The sequence below is a fragment of the Pseudomonas sp. 2hn genome (genome assembly GCF_019646095.1).
Lineage (GTDB): Bacteria > Pseudomonadota > Gammaproteobacteria > Pseudomonadales > Pseudomonadaceae > Aquipseudomonas > Aquipseudomonas peradeniyensis.
This window is the reverse complement of record NZ_CP081016.1, coordinates 22,958-42,963: the sequence shown is the minus strand read 5'-3', so window position 1 is coordinate 42,963 and position 20,006 is coordinate 22,958. Positions and strand designations below refer to the sequence as shown.

The window sequence follows — 20,006 nt, the reverse complement described above, 5'->3', positions numbered from 1 at the left end:
TCGACCATGAGGGCCATGGGGCTGCTTTGCAGCCCTTTCGCGGCACAAGGCCGCTCCTACATGGGAACGCGCTCGCCTGTAGGAGCGGCCTTGTGCCGCGAAAGGGCCGCAAAGCGGCCCCGGCGATCTCAAGCCTGCAGTTGTTCGCGAACCCACTCCACCAACGCCCGCACCTTCGGCACTTCCGCCGCATGCTCGGCATACGCCAGGTAATGCGCGCCATTGCTCTTCATCGCATGGTCCCAGGCCAGCACCAGGCTGCCCTCGGCCAGCTCCCGGGCCACCAGGTACCGCGGCACCAGCGCCACCCCGCACCCCGCCTGGGCCGCGCTCAAGGCCATGTAGAAGGTGTCGAAGCGCGGCCCGTGGTAGCTGTTGTCGGTGTGCAGCCCTTGCTCCAGGAACCACGCGTGCCAGGCCTCCGGGCGCGAGGTGCTCTGCAGCAATACCAGCTCCGCCACCGCGCCCGCGTCAGGCAGCGTGCGGCCTTGCAACAGCTCCGGCGCGCACACAGGCACCACTTCTTCGCCGAACAGCTCGACGCAGGTCGCCCCCGGCCAGGTGCCCTGGCCATAGAAGAACACCACGTCGGCCGAGCCCTGCAGCAGGGCGAACGGCTCCATCTCGTTGCGGATATCCAGGTGGATGTTCGGGTGGCGCTTGCCAAAGCCTTTTAGGTGCGGAATCAGCCAGCGCACGCCGAAACTCGGTTGAGTGGCTACCTTCAATACTTCGGTCTGCGAGCCATAGCTCAGGACATAGCGGCTGGACATGTCCACCTGGGTGAGGATCTTGTTCACCTCGGCCAGGTACAGGCTGCCGGCGGGGGTCAGTTGCAGGCGTCGGCGGATGCGCAGGAACAGGTGGTGACGCAGCATCTCCTCGAGCTGCGCCACCTGCTTGCTCACCGCGCTCTGGGTCAGGTGCAACTCCTCGGCGGCGCGGGTGAAGCTCAGGTGGCGGGCTGCGGCCTCGAAGCACTGCAGGGCGGTCATGGACGGAACCAGGCGTTTGGACATAAGCGGTCTCGGCGGCTGAAATCATTACCTGGTGGAATGATATGCGGAATAAAGGTCGTTTGTTGCACCTGTGTAATCGGATTAATACTGACCCCTATCCTTTTCCACCCCTTCACCCGATGAAAGGAGAAGCACAATGGTTGCTGCATTGCTCGAGCGTCTTGGCGTTGCCGCCGCGGCTCACACCCAGGGCGACTACCCTGTTCACACCCCGATCGACGGCAGCCGCATCGCTTCGGTGAAGCTGCTCGGCAAGGCTGACACCGTTGCCCGCATCGACCAGGCGCAACAGGCCTTCGAAACCTGGCGCAGCGTGCCGGCCCCGCGTCGTGGCGAGCTGGTGCGCCTGTTCGGCGAGGTGCTGCGCGAACACAAGGCCGACCTCGGCGAACTGGTCTCCATCGAAGCCGGCAAGATCACCCAGGAAGGCCTGGGCGAAGTGCAGGAAATGATCGACATCTGCGACTTCGCCGTTGGCCTGTCGCGCCAGCTGTACGGCCTGACCATCGCCTCCGAGCGCCCGGGCCACCATATGCGTGAAACCTGGCACCCGCTGGGCGTGGTCGGGGTGATCAGCGCCTTCAACTTCCCGGTGGCGGTATGGGCGTGGAACACCGCGCTGGCGCTGGTGGCCGGCAATGCCGTGGTGTGGAAACCGTCCGAGAAGACCCCGCTGACCGCCCTGGCCTGCCAGGCACTGTTCGACAAGGCAGTGAAAGCCTTCGGCGATGCGCCGGCTGGCCTGGCGCAACTGGTGATCGGTGGCCGCGAAGCCGGCGAAGCCCTGGTCGACGACCCACGCGTGCCACTGGTCAGCGCCACCGGCAGCACCCGCATGGGCCGCGAAGTCGGCCCGCGTGTCGCGGCGCGATTCGGCCGCAGCATTCTCGAGCTGGGCGGCAACAACGCCATGATCCTGGCCCCGAGCGCCGATCTGGACCTGGCCGTGCGCGGCATCCTGTTCTCCGCCGTCGGCACCGCCGGCCAGCGCTGCACCACCCTGCGCCGTCTTATCGTTCACCGTTCGATCAAGGACGAAGTGGTCGCCCGCGTCAAAGCCGCCTACGGCAAGGTGCGCATCGGTGACCCGCGCAAGGACAACCTGGTCGGCCCGCTGATCGACAAGCAGTCGTTCGATGCCATGCAGGGCGCGCTGGCCAAGGCCCGCGACGAGGGCGGCCAGGTGTTCGGTGGCGAGCGCCAGCTGGCCGAGCAGTATCCGAACGCCTACTACGTGTCGCCGGCCATTGCCGAGATGCCGGCCCAGAGCGACGTGGTGCGCCACGAGACCTTCGCGCCGATCCTCTACGTGCTGGCCTACGACGACTTCGAAGAGGCCCTGCGCCTGAACAACGAGGTGCCGCAAGGCCTGTCGTCGTGCATCTTTACCACCGACATTCGCGAGGCCGAGCGCTTCCAGAGCGCCTCGGGCAGCGATTGCGGCATCGCCAACGTCAACATCGGCACCAGCGGCGCGGAGATCGGCGGGGCGTTCGGGGGCGAGAAGGAGACCGGGGGCGGGCGTGAGTCCGGGTCGGATGCGTGGAAGGGTTACATGCGCCGACAGACCAATACCGTGAACTATTCGCGGGAACTGCCGCTGGCCCAAGGCATCGTCTTCGATTGAACCTCGTGGGAGCGGGCTTGCCCCGCGATAGCGTACGATCAGACGACGCCATCGCGGGGCAAGCCCGCTCCCACGAAGACCGCTTCACGCTGCTTTCACCTGCAACAAGAATAATATCGCTGGAGCCGGGCCATGTCCGAACTGCGTCAAGAATGTCTGTGGGAACACATTACCCAGCCGACCGTCGCCGCCCAGGCCCTGGCCGGCGAGCACAAGGCCGATGTCTGCGTGATCGGCGGCGGCATTACCGGCCTGTCCGCGGCGATCCACCTGCTGGAGCAGGGCAAGTCGGTGATCCTGCTGGAAGCCTGGAAGATCGGCCACGGCGGCTCCGGGCGCAACGTTGGCCTGGTCAATGCCGGCACCTGGATCCGCCCCGACGACGTCGAGGCCACCCTCGGCCACAAGCAGGGCGGCCGCCTGAACAAGGTGCTCGGCGAGGCCCCGGCTGAAGTGTTCGCCATGATCGAGCGCCTGGGCATCGACTGCCAGGCCCGGCACCAGGGCACCTTGCACATGGCGCACAACGCCACCGGCATCGCCGATCTCGAGGCCCGCCACCAGCAATGGACCCGGCGCGGCGCCGACGTCGAGCTGCTGACCGGCGCGCAATGCCAGGAATACTGCGGCACCGACAAGATTTCCGCCGCGCTGCTCGACCGCCGCGCCGGCACCATCAACCCCATGGGCTATACACAAGGCCTGGCCGCCGCCGTGAACCGACTGGGCGGCAAGCTGTTCCAGCAGTCCTCGGTCGAGGGCCTGGAGCGTGACGGCGACGCCTGGCGAGTGAAGACCGCACGCGGCGCGGTGCGCGCCGACAAGGTGGTGATCTCTACCGGCGCCTACACCGAAGGCGACTGGAGCAACCTGCAGAAGCACTTCTTCCGCGGCTATTACTACCAGGTCGCCTCCAAGCCCCTGCACGGCGCCGCCGCCGACAAGGTCCTGCCCCATGGCCAGGGCTCGTGGGACACCCGCACCGTGCTCAGCAGCATCCGCCGCGACGACCAGGGCCGCCTGTTGCTCGGCAGCCTCGGCCGGGTCGACAACAAGCCGGCGTGGTTCGTGCGCAGCTGGGCCGACCGTATCCAGAGCCACTACTACCCGGCGCTGGGTAAGGTCGAGTGGGAGATGCACTGGACCGGCTGCATCGACTTCACCCCGGATCACCTGATGCGCCTGTTCGAACCGGCGCCGGGGCTGGTGGCGGTGACCGGCTACAACGGGCGCGGCAACACCACCGGCACGGTGATTGGCCGGGCGTTTGCCGAGTTCCTGCTCAAGGATGACCCGGACAGCCTGCCGATTCCGTTCTCGCCGATGAGGCCGGTGAGCGCGCCGTCCTTGCGCACGGCGTTCTACGAGTCGGGGTTCTCGCTGTATCACGCAGGGCAGTGTCTGCGGGTGGTGTTGTAGGCTTTGGCGCACCTGTAGGAGCGGCCTTGTGCCGCGAATGGGCCGCAAAGCGGCCCCAGCGATTCTTGCTTCAACGCTGAAACCCTGGGGCTGCTGCGCAGCCCTTTCGCGGCACAAGGCCGCTTCTACAGGGGCAGGCGGTGCTTGGCTATTTGTGAAGCCAGCTGAGGAACCCACCTTTCTTCACCACCGTCGGTTTCTGCAGCAGCAGTGACTCGCGTTTCTGCCGCCTGAACCGCTGAAGCTTGGTCAGCGCCGACTTCACATCCCCGCTCTCGGCCAGGCAACCGCGCACCTGTTCCTTGTCGATGCGATAGAGCATGCAGCCGCTCAGGGCGCGGAACTCGACCGGCGATGCCTCGTCGTCCACCAGCCCCTCCAGCCCCAGCACCTCCCCAGGCCCCATGCGCCCGCCTTCGATCAACCGCTCGCCATCGCGCACCGAGGCCAGCACCACGCCACGGCTGATCAGCAGCACATGCTCAGAGCGCTCGCCGATGCCGAGGATGACTTGGTCGGCCAGGTACTCCACCGTGGTCATGCGCTGGCTGAGGGCATCGCGCTCTTCGTTGCTCAGTGAGCGGAATACCCGCACTTCCTCCAGCAGCTCGCGCTGGCGACTGCGCACGGGGGCGCCAAGCTCGGTGTTCCAGGTCACGCCGCTGGCCTCCAGGTGGCGGTGGGCCAGGTCGAACAGCTGGTTGCGCACCTCGGTCTTGCGCGACATCTCGGCGATGAAGCCGCTGGCCTCGTACTCCACCGACTCCAGGCTCGAAGCCTTCACCGTGACCTTGGGCGCCGGCTTGTCGAGCAGGATGCTGGTGCCCTGCAGGGTCTTTTCCAGCGCATCGAACACCCGCTGCGGACGCACCTTGGCCGGAACCACCACGCTGATCGACACCCCATGCACCTCGGCCGGGCGGCTGAAATTGAGGATCTTGGCCTTGGCCGCCACCGAGTTGGGGATCACCGCCAGGCTGCTGTTGCCGGTGATCAGGCGGGTGGCGCGCCAGTCGATGTCGACCACCTTGCCCTCGGTGCCGTCGATCGAGATCGCGTCGCCGATCTGGTAGGGCCGCGTGGTGTTCAGCACGATGCCGGAGAACACGTCGGCCAGGGTGCTCTGCAACGCCAGGCCGATGACGATGGCCATCACCCCGGAGGTCGCCAGCAGGCCCTTGACCGGCAGTTGCATCACATAGGCCGCCGCTGCCACCGCCGCGACCAGGAAGATCAGCGCCCCGACCACATCCTGCAACAGGCGTCCGCCGTGGCTGCCGCGTGCCACCAGCAACAGGCCGAACACCACTGTCACCGTGCGTGCGCCGAACAGCCACCAGCCGATCGCCAGCACTGTGGCCATCAGGTTGCGCGGCACATCGTCGGCCCAGGGCGGCGGTTGCAGCGGGCTCATGCCCGCCGTCAGCAGCACCGTGCTGAACACCAGGAAGCACACCAGCCGCGTGGCGATGCGCCAGGCCCGGTGGTGCAGCGGAATCAGCTGCCAGAGCAGCAGGTCGAGCAGGATCAGCAAGGTGCCGAGCAACAGCGGGTATGACTGGATGAACGCCAGCATGGTGGTCTCGGTGCGGGGGAGGGCTGTGGGTAGTAATAGAGTAGGTTGCGGTGGCGGGCAATGACTGTCTGCGGTATCGCAATCGCGGGGCAAGCCCGCTCCCACGCAAACGACATGGCTTGCGTGGGAGCGGGCTTGCCCCGCGATAAGGCCAGTACAGGCAACGCTTATCAATCGTTCGTAAAATAGAACGCTACAGCCAAATTTCACTATCTACCGCCACAAAGGTTCCGGATTTAATCTTCTCCCATCAACGCGAAACACCCCACCCACTGAAGATCGAAACCCAAGGAGCACCGGCAATGAACAACTTCAAATACAACCGCCTGAACAAAGACGACGCCGCCGTACTGCTGGTCGACCACCAGGCCGGCCTGCTGTCCCTGGTCCGCGACATCGAGCCGGACCGCTTCAAGAACAACGTGCTGGCCCTGGCGGACCTGGCCAAGTACTTCAACCTGCCAACCATCCTCACCACCAGCTTCGAGCAAGGCCCCAACGGCCCGCTGGTGCCGGAACTCAAGGAAATGTTCCCGGATGCCCCGTACATCGCCCGCCCCGGCCAGATCAACGCCTGGGACAACGAAGACTTCGTCAAGGCAGTGAAGGCCACCGGCAAGAAGCAACTGATCATCGCCGGCGTGGTGACCGAAGTGTGCGTGGCCTTCCCGGCGCTGGCGGCCCTGGAGGAAGAGTTCGAGGTGTTCGTGGTGACCGATGCCTCCGGTACTTTCAACGAAATGACCCGCGACGCCGCCCACGACCGCATGAGCCAGGCCGGCGCCCAGCTGATGACCTGGTTCGGCGTGGCCTGTGAGCTGCACCGCGACTGGCGCAACGACGTCGAAGGGCTGGCGGCGCTGTTCTCCAACCACATCCCGGACTACCGCAACCTGATCACCAGCTACAACGCCCTGACCGCCGGCAAGTAAGCCGCCGCCAGCCTGGCACCCGCGAGGTGCCAGGCAAGGCAGCACATCCATCCAATCCAGCGCTCGTCTGCTGTTGCACAGTGGATGCAGGCCAGCTCATCTCCAGGGAATGTCAGCGATGAACACCGCAACCGAAGGCAACCGCAGCGTCGTCACGCTGGTGATCCAGCACAAGGTCCGTGCCCAGGCGCTGGCGCACTACGAAACCTGGCTCAAGCGCACCGTGACTACCGCTCGCCGACAGCCCGGTCATCTGGACGTCAATGTCATCCGCCCGGACGACGGCGGCCGCCATTTCACCACTGTGGTGCGCTTCGCCGACGCCGACCTGCTGCAGGCCTGGGTCAACTCCGCCGAGCGCCAGGCGTTGATCAGCGAAGTGCTGCCACTGCTGGAAGACGGCGATCAGACCCAAGTGCACGATGACCCGGAATTCTGGTTCACCCCGCCCAGCGTGGGCGCCGCGCAACCGCCGCGCTGGAAGCAGGCCCTGCTGACCTACCTGGTGATCTGCCCGATGACCCTGGTCATTCCGCAGTTGCTGGCGCCACTGTTTGCCCGCTATCCGCTGCTGGGTGGCCCGATCACCGGCAACTTGATCACCAACCTGTTCGTCATCCTGCCCGTGGTGTTCTACATCATGCCCTGGGTGACGCGCCGCTGTGCCGGCTGGTTGCGCCGCTGAGCGCCCGCCGTGATCCATTGCTAGCCTTCAACCGCCTGCCGATCACCCACCCGGACGGAGAGCACCATGAGCCAGGACCCTACCGATCAGAGCCGCCGCAAGTTCCTCGCCACCAGCACCGTGCTCGGTGCCGCCGGCGCGCTGTGGAGCGCATTGCCGTTCACCTCTTCCGCCCATGCCGCTATTTCAGGAGATCCCATGACCGCCGACCTCATCCTGTTCAATGGCCGACTGCACACCGTCGACCGCGAGAAACCCCAGGCCAGCGCCGTCGCCATCAAGGACGGCAAGTTCATCGCCGTGGGCAGCGACGCCGAGGCCATGGCCCATAAAGGCGCCAGCACGCAGATCATCGACCTCAAGCAGCGCACGGTGATTCCGGGCCTGAACGACTCGCACCTGCACCTGATCCGCGGCGGCCTGAATTACAACCTGGAGCTGCGCTGGGAAGGCGTGCCATCGCTGGCCGACGCTATGCGCATGCTCAAGGAGCAGGCCGACCGCACGCCGAGCCCGCAGTGGGTGCGGGTGGTCGGGGGCTGGAACGAGTTCCAGTTCGCCGAAAAACGCCTGCCGACCCTGGAAGAGATCAACCAGGCCGCGCCAGACACCCCGGTTTTCATCCTCCACCTTTACGACCGTGCGCTGCTCAACCGCGCCGCGCTCAGGGCAGTCGGCTACACCAAGGACACGCCCAACCCACCCGGTGGCGAGATCCAGCGCGACAAGTTCGGCAACCCCACCGGCATGCTCATCGCCCGGCCCAATGCCGCGATCCTCTACGCCACCTTGGCCAAGGGCCCGAAGCTGCCGCTGGAGTACCAGGTCAATTCCACCCGCCAGTTCATGCGTGAACTCAACCGCCTGGGGCTGACCAGTGCCATCGATGCCGGCGGCGGCTACCAGAACTACCCGGATGACTATCAGGTGATCCAGGAGCTGGCAGATAACGGTCAGCTGACCGTACGCATCGCCTACAACCTGTTCACCCAGAAGCCCAAGGAAGAACTGGCCGACTTCAAGAACTGGACGCAGAAGGTCAAGCCCGGTGACGGCAGCGACTTCCTGCGCCACAACGGCGCCGGCGAGATGCTGGTGTTCTCTGCGGCCGACTTCGAGGACTTCCTCGAGCCGCGTCCGGACCTGCCGCAGACCATGGAGCAGGAGCTGGAACCGGTGGTGCGCCACCTGGTCGAGCAGCGCTGGCCGTTCCGCCTGCACGCCACCTACGACGAGTCCATCTCGCGCATGCTCGACGTGTTCGAGAAGGTCAACCGCGATATCCCGTTCAATGGCCTGCCGTGGTTCTTCGACCACTGCGAGACCATCACGCCGAAGAACATCGAGCGGGTGAGGGCGCTGGGCGGCGGCATCGCGATCCAGGACCGCATGGCGTTCCAGGGCGAGTACTTCGTCGAGCGCTATGGCGCCAAGGCCGCCGAGGCGACCCCGCCGATCAAGCGCATGCTGGCCGAGGGCGTGCCGGTGGGCGCGGGCACCGACGCTACCCGGGTGTCCAGTTACAACCCCTGGACCTCGCTGTACTGGATGGTCAGCGGCAAGACCGTCGGTGGGCTGGAGCTGTATCCGGACGGTGGCTTGAGCCGTGATGTTGCCCTGCAACTGTTCACCCACGGCAGCGCCTGGTTCTCCAGCGAGCAGGGCAAGAAAGGGCAGATCAAGGTGGGCCAGCTGGCCGACCTGGCGGCGCTGTCGGCGGACTTCTTCAGCGTCGAGGAAGAGGCGATCAAGTGGATCGAGTCGGTGCTGACCGTGGTCGACGGCAAGGTGGTGTATGGCGCCGGCGACTTCGAGAAGCTGGGGCCGGCGCAGATCCCGGTGGTGCCGGAGTGGTCGCCGGTGGTGAAGGTGCCGGGGCACTGGCGGGCCGGCGCGCCGCTGGCCGCGGCGGTGCACCAGTGTGTCGGGCCTTGCGGGGTGCATGCGCACAGCCATGAGAAGGCGCGGCATTCCAGTGTGCCGGTGAGCGACTTCCAGGGGTTCTGGGGGGCGTTGGGTTGTTCCTGCTTCGCGTTCTGATGGCCTGATCGCGGGGCGAGCCCGCTCCCACCGAGACTACAGGGCTTCGTGGGAGCGGCGATGCGGCGGCCCGACTTGCCCCGCGATGACGTGCTACGCCATGTCGCTGATGGCGAACTCCTCCGCCAGATGATCGATCAACGACCGCACCGACGGCAGCAACCCCCGCCGCGACGGGAAGATCGCATGCACGATGCCGCAACGCGGATGCCAGCCTGGCAGCATCTCCACCAGCCGCCCCGCCGCCAGGTCCTCGCGCACCGCCACCCTGGGCAGGTGCGCGATCCCCACGCCCGCCACCACGAAATGCCGCAGCGCGAACAGGTCGTCGGTGACCATCCGTGGTTTGTGCGGGATCACCAGGCTGCGGCTCATGTCCTCACCCTGGAACAGCTCCCACTGGTATTCACGCTGGGCGCCGCCCCAATGGACGCTGGGTAGCTCGCTGAGCTGCTGCGGATCAAAGCCTTGCGCAAGCTGTTCGAGAAACGACGGGTGGCCGACCAGGCATTGGGTGCTGTTGCTCAGCACCTTCATCACCATGTCGGTGTTCTCCAGCGGCGGGAAACGCACCCGCAGTGCCACGTCGAAGCCCTCATGCAGCAGGTCGACGCGGCGGTTGGTGCTCTCGATGAACAGCTCCACCTGCGGGTACTTGAGCATGTAGCGGGTCAGCATCGGCCCGACCCAGGAGTTGAGCAGGGTGGTCGGGCAGCTGATGCGCACCAGCCCGCGTGGCTCACTGCGGTTGCGCTCGATGATCTCGGCGGCGCCCTCGGCCTCCACGCGCATGGCCAGGCAGCGGTTGTAGTAGGCCTGGCCGATCTCGGTCAGCGAGCAGTGCCGGCTGGTGCGGTGCAGCAGGCGCACGCCGAGGCGCTCCTCCAGGTCGGCGATGCGCCGGCTGAGCTTGGACTTGGGCATGTCCAGCGCCCGCCCGGCCGGGGCGAAGCCACCGTGCTCGACCACCTGGGTGAAGTAGTAGAGGGAGTTGAGGTCTTCCAAGGAGCACTGTCCATGCGATGGGCGGATTGTGGGGGCGGGCTTGCCCTCTATCGATTAAAAAAACAGAACGAGAAGGCCAATTTTCGCAGCCTACCGTGTCAAAGGTGATGAATCCACCCTCCCTGTTAGCGGGTTAGGTAAGAATATGTGAGCCCTGGCCCCATCAAAAGCATCCAGGTCGAGGTGTTAAGGCGCTTTTTTATATGGCGGGGAAGTCGTTTGATATCGTCGGGATCAAGTAATCCACGTCTGATAAAGTGCTGGGGGAAGAAGGCGAGCGGGGCAATGCCGCATACCAATGAAAGCCGAGAGCAGAAACCGCTTTCTCCCCATATTTTTTCGAGACGCTCGAGGGCGACACTTCTGTCCAGTGATTCAATTAGTGTCGGATAGTGCCTCGAGCACGCAAGTTGGATGTCAAGGACTACACCTGAAAGCCCAATCAGAAAAGGAAAGGCTTTAAGTGATAATTCCCATGCGAATTGCCAGGAGTCACTCATTGCTCAATGTGCTCGTAGATTACTTTGCCTTGGCAGTCCAATAAGAGGAGTAGAAGCCGATAGGTATGGTCATGATAAGCGATTTTGTAACTAAAACGAGATGAAAGTGTGGTCGATGGGATGAATTATGGTTGTTAGTGAGTACGTTCTCGATCATGTTGCATTCTCTGTTTTTATTGGTTGATTTTTATTGTTCGATTATTTATTTGGCGGACTAAATTATTGAGTATGTAACTGTGCCCCAGCATAGGCCGATGATGGCAAGCCAGCATGAGCCAATCATCCGTCTGCGCAAAAAGCTTGGAAGTGAATAGTATTCTTTCTGGTCGAGTATGTTGTTTCTGATGCTGAATGTTGGAAATAGTATGACTGCGCACAGCCTATATATAAGGCGGAGCCTGAATTTCAAAAAACGCAGGTTGAAGTTCTTAGCTGCTGTGTCCAGCTCTATTGTTTTCGGTAAAGCGGCTGTGAGCATGGAAAAGTTTTTTCCAACTGCCAAATGGCCACTCATGAAAATGCTCGTAAAACACAAGATTATGGGGCCTAGGGTGAAAGTTATTCTCAGCCCGAGCGATAGACTAGAGAATTCAGTCGGTGGTGAAATCATAAATCACCTCCCCCAAAGCCTCACCTGTGCCACCAATACTTGTAGCCCCTAGAAAAGATCCGGTACCCACTATGCCAATCATGCAAATAGAGCTACCAGCTCCTTTGGTTATTATTTTGGCAGCTATAGTACAGACTATGCGGCCGGTCATCTCTCCAACTTTCGCCCCGGCCCCGCCGCCTGCCATGCCGCCGATAAAACTACCCGTTTCTTTGAGTCGGACCTTCTTGCAGCTTTCGGTTTCGCCAGCTCTACATGCCTCATAGATTTTAAGTATGCTATTGCTGAAGCCTAGTCCGATACCGACATGGCCGCCATATTGAAGGAACTTAGAGGTTTTTGCTACTTCGTTCAAGTGCGACGCGTACCCGGGGATCTGTCCAGGAGCTCCTGCTTTTGACCAGTGATGCACGAGGCTCTTCGTCGATATTCCCAACCCTCTCTTCAATGACGAGTGATCGCCCAAACTCAGGTGTCTATTGAGAAATGCACTGCGCAGCTGCGATTCAAGCTGGTGGTAAAGTTTTTTGCGGGAGGCGAAGAACTGCGAGCTATTAAGATGCCCATGTTTCATAAACTCTTGTTGGTGGAGCCGTTCAATACCTTTTAGCGTATCCTCCACTCGCCCCAAACTGTAGGCCAGCATATCCTTACCTACGCCCATCGACTGGCTAGCACCATTGAGTAAACCGGCGATTTCACCGATGTGCTGCATCATGAAATCCGCTTCGCTCTCGTCCAGCCCAGTCAGTGCCACTCGCGCCCGCTCGGCGGCAGTCATCAATTCAGCCTCTTCACGCGTACAAGCATGCCCGTTGTCCGGATCACCGATCACGAAGATCTCGCCCGCCTTGAACCCTTGTGCAAAGGTCGGATTGAGGCGTTGCAACCGGGCGATGGGGGCTGCGTTGCCAGCGTCGAACAGTTTCATGAGCAGCTGTGCAAAGGTGCTGTGACGCTGGACGATGTGGAAGCCTGGCTCGAGGCTCCCCGGCATCGCCGAGACGGAGGACCTGGAGTTGGCAAAGGCTTGCGCTGGCGAAGGCGAGGGCCTTTGCGCTGGTCGTGCCGTGGCTGCTTCGGGTGGAGGTGCGGTGGCAGCCTGTGGCGCGGCTTGATGTTGTGATGGGGCGATGACGTAATTGCTGCCGGGTGGGCAACCACACTTTACCGGTGTGCCATCGACCACGCTGGGGATACCGTCCTGTCGCCAGCGTGTTTCGCCGTTGACGAGCGTACCTTCTTCGCCGCAGCGGGGGCAGGCGGTGGTCTTGTCGCCTTGCAGCAGCCAGCGGCGGCCACCGACCTTGCCTCTGGCCTGGCTGGCGATGCAGATGGCGCCAGTGCTGGTGAGGTCGCCATCCAGGCCTTGGCCTTTGCCGAAGATGCTGACGCGTGTGTTCATGGGTTACTTCCTTGATAGGGAAGCACTGCACGCTAGCAGCTGGAAACAGGGTATTTTCGCGGGCTGGCCAGTTAGGGAAATGTCCTACGCAGGTTGCAGATGTGGACTGCCGGAGCTTTACAAGGTTTGTCGAGAGTAATGCTCTGTTGGTGGGGACCGACCGTGTGTAGGGCGGTCCCTTTCAAGGCATTGGTTGTTGTGCGATCAGTTGGACGATTGGCTCTCGATACCTTCGAGCATCGCTTCGGTCAGCCCTTCGGCCATCTCCACTGCATGCAGGCTGGCCCACAAAAGACTCTTGCCCGTGTCGTCCATGTGGTCGAGGGCTTTGTAGCCGACATCGTAGGCACTGCGCAGGTACTCGGCGACATGCACCAGGGCATCGTGGGCGTTGATGTTGGGGTTGACCGCGAACAGCGGTGGGTGGCCGGCGTCGCATTTGCCGAAGGGGTGGTGGCGGGTGTCGGGGAGGGGTGGGTCGGGGACGATTTTTTTCATTGCAGTGATCCTCTAAGGGTTGAACCGCAACCGTCCGTTTCCACACAGAGGGTGGCAGTCGTACGGATCGTGTCCCAGGAAGTGGTGTAACTGAACCAGCCGAAGGCGCCCTGCGGGCGAAAGAGGATGGTCATCGTGGTTCTTGGCTAACGTTGAGTTTGCGGACTTAACCTTCACCAGAGAAACCACGATGACCAAGCCCACTATCGCATTGACCGAGTTGGTTGAGAAAGGGGCAGACGCTGATCTGCTCAAGCAAATGATCCAGTTCGTTGCCCAGCGCATGATGGAGTTCGATGTCGAAGGCCTGTGCGGCGCCGGCTTCGATGTCAAAAGCCCAGACCGGACAAACAGCCGCAATGGCTACCGTGATCGCCTCTGGCAAACCCGCGCCGGTGACGTTGACCTGAAGATCCCGAAGCTGCGCCAGGGCAGCTACTTTCCTGGCTTTCTCGAGCCTCGACGTACCGCCGAGAAGGCCATGGCAGCGGTGATCCAAGAAGCTTACATTCAGGGCGTTTCAACGCGTTCGGTGGACGAGCTGGTCAAGGCCATGGGCATGACCGGCATCTCCAAAAGCCAAGTGTCACGGCTGGCTGGTGAGATCGATGAGCGCGTTCACGCCTTCCTTGACCGACCGCTTGAAGGCGACTGGCCCTATCTCTGGATAGATGCCACCTACGTCAAAGTGCGGGAGGCCGGGCGCATCGTCTCGGTCGCCGTAATAATCGCTGTGGCCGTGAACACCGATGGTGGCCGTGAAGTCCTGGGCATGCGTGTTGGCCCATCAGAAGCCGAGCCGTTCTGGACGGACTTCCTGCGAAGCCTGATGCGGCGTGGCTTACGTGGAGTGAAGTTGGTCATCTCCGATGCCCACGAGGGGCTCAAGGCGGCTGTCTCCAAGGTCTTCAACGCGACCTGGCAGCGCTGCCGCGTGCATTTCATGCGTAACGCCATGGCCCATGTCGGCAAGGGTCAGCGCACCATGGTGGCAGCGCTTCTGCGCACGGTTTTCGCCCAGGACAGCCGTGCCGAATGTCATCAGCAGTGGCGCCTGGTCGCCGATCAGTTGCGCGAAAAGTACCCCAAGATCGCGACGCTCATGGACGGCTGCGAGGATGAAGTGCTGGCGCACATGGCGTTTCCAAAAGCGCACCGTCAGCAGTTGCACAGCACCAATCCACTGGAACGGCTCAACGCTGAAATCAAACGTCGCACCGACGTCGTGGGCATCTTTCCCAACGACCCTGCAATCACACGGCTGGTAGGCGCGATGCTGCTGGAGCAGAACGACGAGTGGTGCCTGCAACGGCGGTATATGCAGTTGGAGGCCTTCGAGGCAGTCAGCGATAATCCACAGGCCAAGCTGTCGGCCGTGATCAACTAAACGGCAAACTCAGTGGTCAAGGCCATGATGAGTTACACCACTTCCCGGGACACGATCAGTCATGTGCGTGGCACTCTTCCAGACCGATGACGCTGCCAGCGCTGCCTTGATTTGCAGAACCATGTCATCAATGGTGTATCCGTCGCGTATCACCCGGCTTCTGTAGGCATGACTGCCAATGAAGACGATGCCCGGATCCTCAAGCTGGGGTAAATCCTGCCCTGCTTTCTGCCTGTTGATCGCTTCGAACTGATCTGCGGTAAATCTGCCTATCTCCACCGCCCTGACCCGATGATTGGACGCTAGCTGCTCCAGATTCGCCCTTATCAGGTACTCGGCATTCTCGAATAGCGGCATTGTTCTAGATGCTCCCGCCGATTTGTGACGCACGGCGAGCAAGCTAGAGGTAGGGGTTCCTGTAGTGAAGGTGGTGGCTTAGGACGGGGGTAGTAGGACGTTTCCCAATTGGATTACTGGGGCCGCTTTGCGGCTCTTTCGCGGCACAAGGCCGCTCCTACAGGGGATCGCGATTGCCTGTAGGAGCGGCCTTGTGCCGCGAAACGAGGGCGCAGCCCTCGCCAGCGGTATCAGCCCGGGCGCACAACCTCGCCGGTCGCCAGGTCGCGAATCAGGCTCGGGTTCTTCCGCCCACCCAACGCCCCACCCAACACCATGTCCAGCTCGTTGTGGAAATACTGCTCCACCCGCAACCGGCTCTTGGCCGCCGGCCGCCCGGCCGGGTTGCAGGAGGTGGAGATCAACGGCCCGACCAGCGCGCACAACTCACGCACCTGTGGATGATCGCTGACCCGCAGCGCCACGGTGTCATGCTGCCCGGTCACCCACTCGGGCAGCAGACCCTGGTGCGGCACCAGCCAGGTGTTCGGCCCAGGCCAAGTGGCGCTCATGCGGTCGATCCAGTCCTGGGGGAAATCCTCGAACAGAAAATCGAACTGGCGAATATTGTCGGCGACCAGGATCAGCCCTTTATCCACAGGCCGCGACTTGAGCGCCAGCAGGCGATACACCGCGTCCTCGTTCCACGGGTCGCAGCCCAGGCCCCAGACCGCTTCCGTCGGATAGGCGATCACTGCACCCGCCTTCACCTCGCGCGCGGCTTGTTGCACACGCCAACTGCTCACCATTTTCCGTCTCTCCGCATAATCGCCGTGCGCGCAGTGTACTTAGCCCGCACGGGCAAACCAACGCCCCGCTTCATTGCTCACCCGGCCTTCGAGCTCCAGCTCGGTGAGGCTGGCCAGTACCTGGGCCAGTGGCAGGCCGCTGCTGCTGGCCAGGCCCTCGGTGGTCTGGGGTGCGGCGTGGAGCAGGGCGATCAATGGATGAGCGGGCTTATCCACAACCGCAGGCGGCAGGTTCTGCCAACCGCGCAGGCTGTCGAGGATCTGTTCCACGCTTTCCACCAGCAGGGCGCCATCGCGGATCAGCTGGTGGCAGCCCTTGGCGCCGGGGTGATGAATGGACCCGGGAATCGCGTACACCTCCCGCCCCTGTTCGGCGGCAAGCCGCGCGGTGATCAACGAACCGCTGGCCAGGCTGGCCTCGACCACCAGCACACCCAGCGACAAGCCGCTGATGATCCGGTTGCGCCGTGGGAAGTTGCCGGCCAGTGGCCCGGCGTCCAGCGGATACTCGGAAACCAGCGCGCTGCCACTGTCGAGCATTGCCCGTGCCAGGTCACGATGGCGCTGTGGATAAAGTTTTTGCAGCCCCGTGCCGAGCACCCCGATGGTGTGCCCGCCGGCCTTCAAAGCGGCCCGATGAGCGGCACCGTCGACGCCCAGCGCCAGCCCGCTGGTGATGGTGAAACCGGCCTGGGAAAGGCAGCGGGAAAACGCGCCTGCGGTATCCAGCGCCGGGGGTGAAGCACGCCTGCTACCCACGATCGCCAGTTGCGGTTTTTCGAGCAAATCGGGGTCGCCCGCGACGAACAGCAGCGGCGGCGGATCGTCTATCTCGGCCAGCAGCGCGGGGTAGCCAGGCCCGTCCCACATCAGTAAATGCTGGCCCGGACGCTCTATCCAGCGCATTGCAGCCAATGCGCCATCGCGCACTTGCGGGCTGCGCCGGGCGTCTATACTGGCAACCTTCAGTCCCAACGCCTGCCAGGCACTGGCCGGCGCGCTGAGTGCCGACGAGGCACTGCCGAACGCTTCGATGAGGGTATGGAAACGACGCAAGCCAATCTCCGGAAGGCTATGAAGACGCAGCCGCGCCTCCAGTTCCGCAGGCGGACAAGGCGACGAACGGGATGGATTCATGGTGGATCATCCTTGATCGACAGGGGGCCAGATACGTGGCACAGCCTGTGGATAACTTTGTGAGTAACACTTTGAAAAGCTGTCCATGACATGGCAGCTATCAAGCCCATAGAGACCCTAGCCAAGCTTCACAGGTGCCGAACGCCCCATTTCCCTTTATTATGTGTGCTCAGTTTTCAACCGACCGCACAGTGACTGCCTGACCGCCATGGCTATTTTGAACATTCTCGAATTTCCCGATCCGCGCCTGCGCACCATCGCCAAACCGGTGACGGAGTTCGACGACGCCTTGAGCCAGCTGATCGACGACATGTTCGAGACCATGTACGAGGCGCCCGGCATCGGCCTGGCCGCGACCCAGGTCAACGTGCACAAGCAGGTCGTGGTGATGGACCTGAGCGAAGACCGCAGCGAACCGCGCGTCTTCATCAACCCCACGGTCGAGGAGCTGACCCACGACATGGGCCAGTACCAGGAAGGCTGCCTGTCGGTGCCCGGCTTCTACGAGAACGTCGATCGCCCGCTGCGCGTGCGGGTCAAGGCCCAGGACCGCGACGGCAAGCCCTACGAACTGGAATGCGAAGGCCTGCTGGCGGTGTGTGTGCAGCACGAGTTCGACCACCTCAACGGCAAGCTGTTCGTCGACTACCTGTCCCAGCTCAAACGCGATCGGATCAAGAAGAAGCTGGAAAAGCAGCACCGCCAGCAAGCCTGATCCCCACCTTCCAGAAGGCTTGCTCCGGCAAGCCTTTTTCTTTTTGAAGAAGCGAGAACTCCATGCGCATCGTCTTCGCAGGCACTCCAGAGTTTGCCGCCGAACACCTCAAGGCCCTGCTCGACAGTCCGTACGAGATCGTGGCCGTCTACACCCAGCCCGATCGCCCGGCCGGCCGTGGCCAGAAGCTCATGCCGAGCGCAGTCAAGGCGCTGGCCGTGGCCCACGACATCCCGGTGTACCAGCCGCAGACCCTGCGCAACGCCGAGGCGCAAGCCGAACTCGCCGCGCTCAAGCCGGACCTGATGGTGGTGGTCGCCTACGGCCTGATCCTGCCGCAGGTGGTGCTGGATATCCCGCGTCTGGGCTGCATCAACAGCCACGCCTCGCTGCTGCCACGCTGGCGCGGTGCGGCGCCGATCCAGCGCGCCGTGGAAGCCGGCGACGCCGAGAGCGGTGTGACCGTGATGCGCATGGAAGCGGGCCTGGACACCGGTCCGATGCTGCTCAAGGTGGTTACCCCGATCAGCGCCGAGGACACCGGCGGCACCCTGCACGACCGCCTCGCCACCATGGGCCCGGGCGCCGTGGTTCAGGCAATCGCCGGCCTGGCCGACGGTTCGCTGCAAGGTGAAGTCCAGGACGATGCCCTGGCCACCTACGCCCACAAGCTGAACAAGGATGAAGCCCGCATCGACTGGAGCCGCCCGGCCGTGGAGCTGGAGCGCCTTATCCGCGCCTTCAACCCCTGGCCGGTGTGCCACAGCAGCCTCGACGGCGAAAGCGTGAAGGTGCTGGCCGCCAACTTGTCCACAGGCAAGGGCACTCCCGGCGAAATCCTCTCCGCCAGCAAGGACGGCCTGGTGGTCGCCTGCGGTGACGGCGCCCTGAGCCTGACCCGCCTGCAACTGCCCGGCGGCAAGGCCCTGGCCTTCAGCGACCTGTTCAACAGCCGCCGCGAGAAGTTCGCCAGTGGCAAGGTGCTCGGCCAATGAACCCACGCCTGGCCGCCGCCCGTGCCCTGGCCGCCGTGCTCAGCGGCAAGGCCTCGCTGAACAGCTCGCTGCCGGCGCAACTGGACAAGGTCGAGGAGCGCGACCGCGGCCTGACCCAGGACCTGGCCTTCGGCACCGCCCGCTGGCAACCGCGCCTGGACCTGCTGGCCGCGCAACTGCTGCAGAAGCCGTTCAAGGCCGCCGACGCCGATGTGCAGGCGCTGCTGCTGGTCGGCCTGTACCAGCTGTTCTACACGCGCATCCCGGCCCACGCCGCCATCGGCGAGACCGTGGGTTGCGCCGACAAGCTCAAGAAGCCGTGGGCCAAGGGCCTGCTCAATGCCGTGCTGCGCCGCGCCCAGCGTGAAGGCGAGGAACTGCTCGCCGGCATGGAACGCGACCCGGTGGTGCGTACTGCCCACCCACGCTGGCTGCAGAAGTCGCTGAAAGCCTTCTGGCCGGAACAATGGGAAGCCATCTGCGCCGCCAACAACGCCCACCCACCGATGATCCTGCGGGTCAATCGCCGCCATCACAGCCGCGACGCCTACCTGGCACTGCTGGCCGAGGCCGGCATTGAGGCCAGCGCCTGCCAGTTCAGCCGCGACGGCATCGTCCTGGCCGAAGCCTGCGACGTACGCGGCCTGCCGGGCTTCGCCGACGGCTGGGTGAGTGTGCAGGACGAAGCCGCGCAGTTGTCCGCCGACCTGCTGGAACTGGCTCCCGGCCAGCGCGTGCTCGACGCCTGCTGCGCCCCCGGCGGCAAGACCTGCCACCTGCTGGAAGCCGAGCCCGGCCTGGCCCACATGGTCGCCATCGACCTGGAAGCCAAGCGCCTGGCCCGTGTGCGCGAAAACCTCGACCGCCTCAAGCTCGACGCCGAGCTGATCGCCTGCGACGCCCGCGACACCGCCAGCTGGTGGGACGGTAAGCCGTTCCAGCGCATCCTGCTCGACGCGCCGTGCTCGGCCACCGGCGTGATCCGCCGCCACCCGGACATCAAGCTGACCCGCCAGGCCGAGGACATCCCGGCCCTGGCCGCGCTGCAAGGCGAGCTGCTAGACACCCTGTGGCCAACCCTGGAAGTGGGCGGCATGCTGCTCTATGCCACCTGCTCGAGCCTACCGACCGAGAACACCGAAGTGATCGACGCCTTCCTCGCCCGCACCCCCGGCGCCCGCGAGCTGGACCTCGCCACCGAGGCCGGCCTGCGCCAGCCCCATGGCCGCCAGTTGCTGGCCCAGGAAGGCGGCCACGACGGTTTCTACTATGCCAAGCTGATCAAGATTGCCGCCTCGCGCGGGTGAAAGA

General features: G+C 63.5%; 17 protein-coding genes. 9 read left to right on the top strand and 8 right to left on the bottom strand.

The annotated features are described in order from the left end of the window. Nucleotides 1–128: 128 nt before the first annotated feature. Complete coding sequence (locus tag K2O50_RS00180) at nucleotides 129–1,019, bottom strand: LysR family transcriptional regulator (RefSeq protein ID WP_050703230.1); 891 nt, start codon at nucleotides 1,017–1,019, stop codon at nucleotides 129–131. A 136-nt stretch (nucleotides 1,020–1,155) separates the two neighbouring features. Between K2O50_RS00180 and K2O50_RS00175 the strand changes: the two genes are divergently transcribed. Both K2O50_RS00175 and K2O50_RS00170 read left to right on the top strand, forming a co-directional pair. Then, nucleotides 1,156–2,646 (top strand): aldehyde dehydrogenase family protein, encoded by a 1,491-nt coding sequence (locus K2O50_RS00175; protein WP_220689958.1) that lies wholly within the window; start codon nucleotides 1,156–1,158, stop codon nucleotides 2,644–2,646. 132 nt (nucleotides 2,647–2,778) lie between these two features. Next, entirely contained in the window at nucleotides 2,779–4,065 is a 1,287-nt protein-coding gene (locus K2O50_RS00170) for an FAD-binding oxidoreductase (RefSeq protein WP_050703235.1), read from the top strand. A 148-nt stretch (nucleotides 4,066–4,213) separates the two neighbouring features. On the opposite strand, the gene K2O50_RS00165 is transcribed toward K2O50_RS00170, so the two are convergent. Beyond that, on the bottom strand, nucleotides 4,214–5,641 hold the full coding sequence (locus K2O50_RS00165) for a mechanosensitive ion channel family protein (RefSeq protein WP_050703236.1): 1,428 nt from the start codon (nucleotides 5,639–5,641) through the stop codon (nucleotides 4,214–4,216). A gap of 302 nt (nucleotides 5,642–5,943) precedes the next feature. Between K2O50_RS00165 and ycaC the strand changes: the two genes are divergently transcribed. The 3 genes from ycaC to K2O50_RS00150 all read left to right on the top strand — a co-directional run bounded on the left by ycaC (nucleotide 5,944) and on the right by K2O50_RS00150 (nucleotide 9,298). After that, entirely contained in the window at nucleotides 5,944–6,573 is a 630-nt protein-coding gene (gene ycaC, locus K2O50_RS00160; protein ID WP_050703237.1) for an isochorismate family cysteine hydrolase YcaC, read from the top strand. A gap of 118 nt (nucleotides 6,574–6,691) precedes the next feature. Beyond that, nucleotides 6,692–7,258, top strand: coding sequence for an antibiotic biosynthesis monooxygenase (locus K2O50_RS00155; protein ID WP_052896212.1), 567 nt, complete (start codon nucleotides 6,692–6,694; stop codon nucleotides 7,256–7,258). A gap of 66 nt (nucleotides 7,259–7,324) precedes the next feature. Then, nucleotides 7,325–9,298, top strand: coding sequence for an amidohydrolase (locus tag K2O50_RS00150; protein ID WP_050703239.1), 1,974 nt, complete (start codon nucleotides 7,325–7,327; stop codon nucleotides 9,296–9,298). Nucleotides 9,299–9,391: 93 nt separating this feature from the next. On the opposite strand, the gene K2O50_RS00145 is transcribed toward K2O50_RS00150, so the two are convergent. From K2O50_RS00145 to K2O50_RS00135, 3 genes are all read right to left on the bottom strand, one after another. Further along, the gene (locus K2O50_RS00145) at nucleotides 9,392–10,303 is read right to left on the bottom strand and encodes a LysR substrate-binding domain-containing protein (protein ID WP_050703240.1); all 912 of its coding nucleotides are present in this window, start codon (nucleotides 10,301–10,303) and stop codon (nucleotides 9,392–9,394) included. Nucleotides 10,304–11,393: 1,090 nt separating this feature from the next. Beyond that, on the bottom strand, nucleotides 11,394–12,818 hold the full coding sequence (locus tag K2O50_RS00140; RefSeq protein WP_050703241.1) for a PAAR domain-containing protein: 1,425 nt from the start codon (nucleotides 12,816–12,818) through the stop codon (nucleotides 11,394–11,396). A 204-nt stretch (nucleotides 12,819–13,022) separates the two neighbouring features. Beyond that, a complete protein-coding gene (locus tag K2O50_RS00135) occupies nucleotides 13,023–13,316 on the bottom strand; it encodes a DUF6124 family protein (RefSeq protein WP_220689957.1) in 294 nt (97 codons plus the stop codon). 190 nt (nucleotides 13,317–13,506) lie between these two features. On the opposite strand from K2O50_RS00135, the gene K2O50_RS00130 reads away from it, so the two are divergent. After that, complete coding sequence (locus tag K2O50_RS00130; protein ID WP_016391483.1) at nucleotides 13,507–14,703, top strand: IS256 family transposase; 1,197 nt, start codon at nucleotides 13,507–13,509, stop codon at nucleotides 14,701–14,703. A 9-nt stretch (nucleotides 14,704–14,712) separates the two neighbouring features. Here K2O50_RS00130 and K2O50_RS00125 read toward each other — a convergent pair whose 3' ends face one another. The 3 genes from K2O50_RS00125 to dprA form a co-directional block, all read right to left on the bottom strand. Further along, nucleotides 14,713–15,060 (bottom strand): hypothetical protein, encoded by a 348-nt coding sequence (locus K2O50_RS00125; protein ID WP_052896150.1) that lies wholly within the window; start codon nucleotides 15,058–15,060, stop codon nucleotides 14,713–14,715. A gap of 230 nt (nucleotides 15,061–15,290) precedes the next feature. Then, the gene (locus K2O50_RS00120; RefSeq protein ID WP_028690052.1) at nucleotides 15,291–15,848 is read right to left on the bottom strand and encodes an L-threonylcarbamoyladenylate synthase; all 558 of its coding nucleotides are present in this window, start codon (nucleotides 15,846–15,848) and stop codon (nucleotides 15,291–15,293) included. A 39-nt stretch (nucleotides 15,849–15,887) separates the two neighbouring features. Continuing rightward, nucleotides 15,888–16,985, bottom strand: coding sequence for a DNA-processing protein DprA (dprA, locus tag K2O50_RS00115; RefSeq protein WP_050707623.1), 1,098 nt, complete (start codon nucleotides 16,983–16,985; stop codon nucleotides 15,888–15,890). A 208-nt stretch (nucleotides 16,986–17,193) separates the two neighbouring features. Between dprA and def the strand changes: the two genes are divergently transcribed. The 3 genes from def to rsmB all read left to right on the top strand — a co-directional run bounded on the left by def (nucleotide 17,194) and on the right by rsmB (nucleotide 20,002). Then, nucleotides 17,194–17,700 (top strand): peptide deformylase, encoded by a 507-nt coding sequence (def, locus tag K2O50_RS00110; protein WP_028690050.1) that lies wholly within the window; start codon nucleotides 17,194–17,196, stop codon nucleotides 17,698–17,700. A gap of 62 nt (nucleotides 17,701–17,762) precedes the next feature. Beyond that, nucleotides 17,763–18,695 (top strand): methionyl-tRNA formyltransferase, encoded by a 933-nt coding sequence (gene fmt / locus K2O50_RS00105; protein ID WP_050707622.1) that lies wholly within the window; start codon nucleotides 17,763–17,765, stop codon nucleotides 18,693–18,695. Beyond that, complete coding sequence (gene rsmB / locus K2O50_RS00100) at nucleotides 18,692–20,002, top strand: 16S rRNA (cytosine(967)-C(5))-methyltransferase RsmB (RefSeq protein ID WP_050707621.1); 1,311 nt, start codon at nucleotides 18,692–18,694, stop codon at nucleotides 20,000–20,002. The genes fmt and rsmB overlap by 4 nt, the downstream gene beginning before the upstream one ends. The last annotated feature ends 4 nt before the right edge of the window (nucleotides 20,003–20,006 follow it).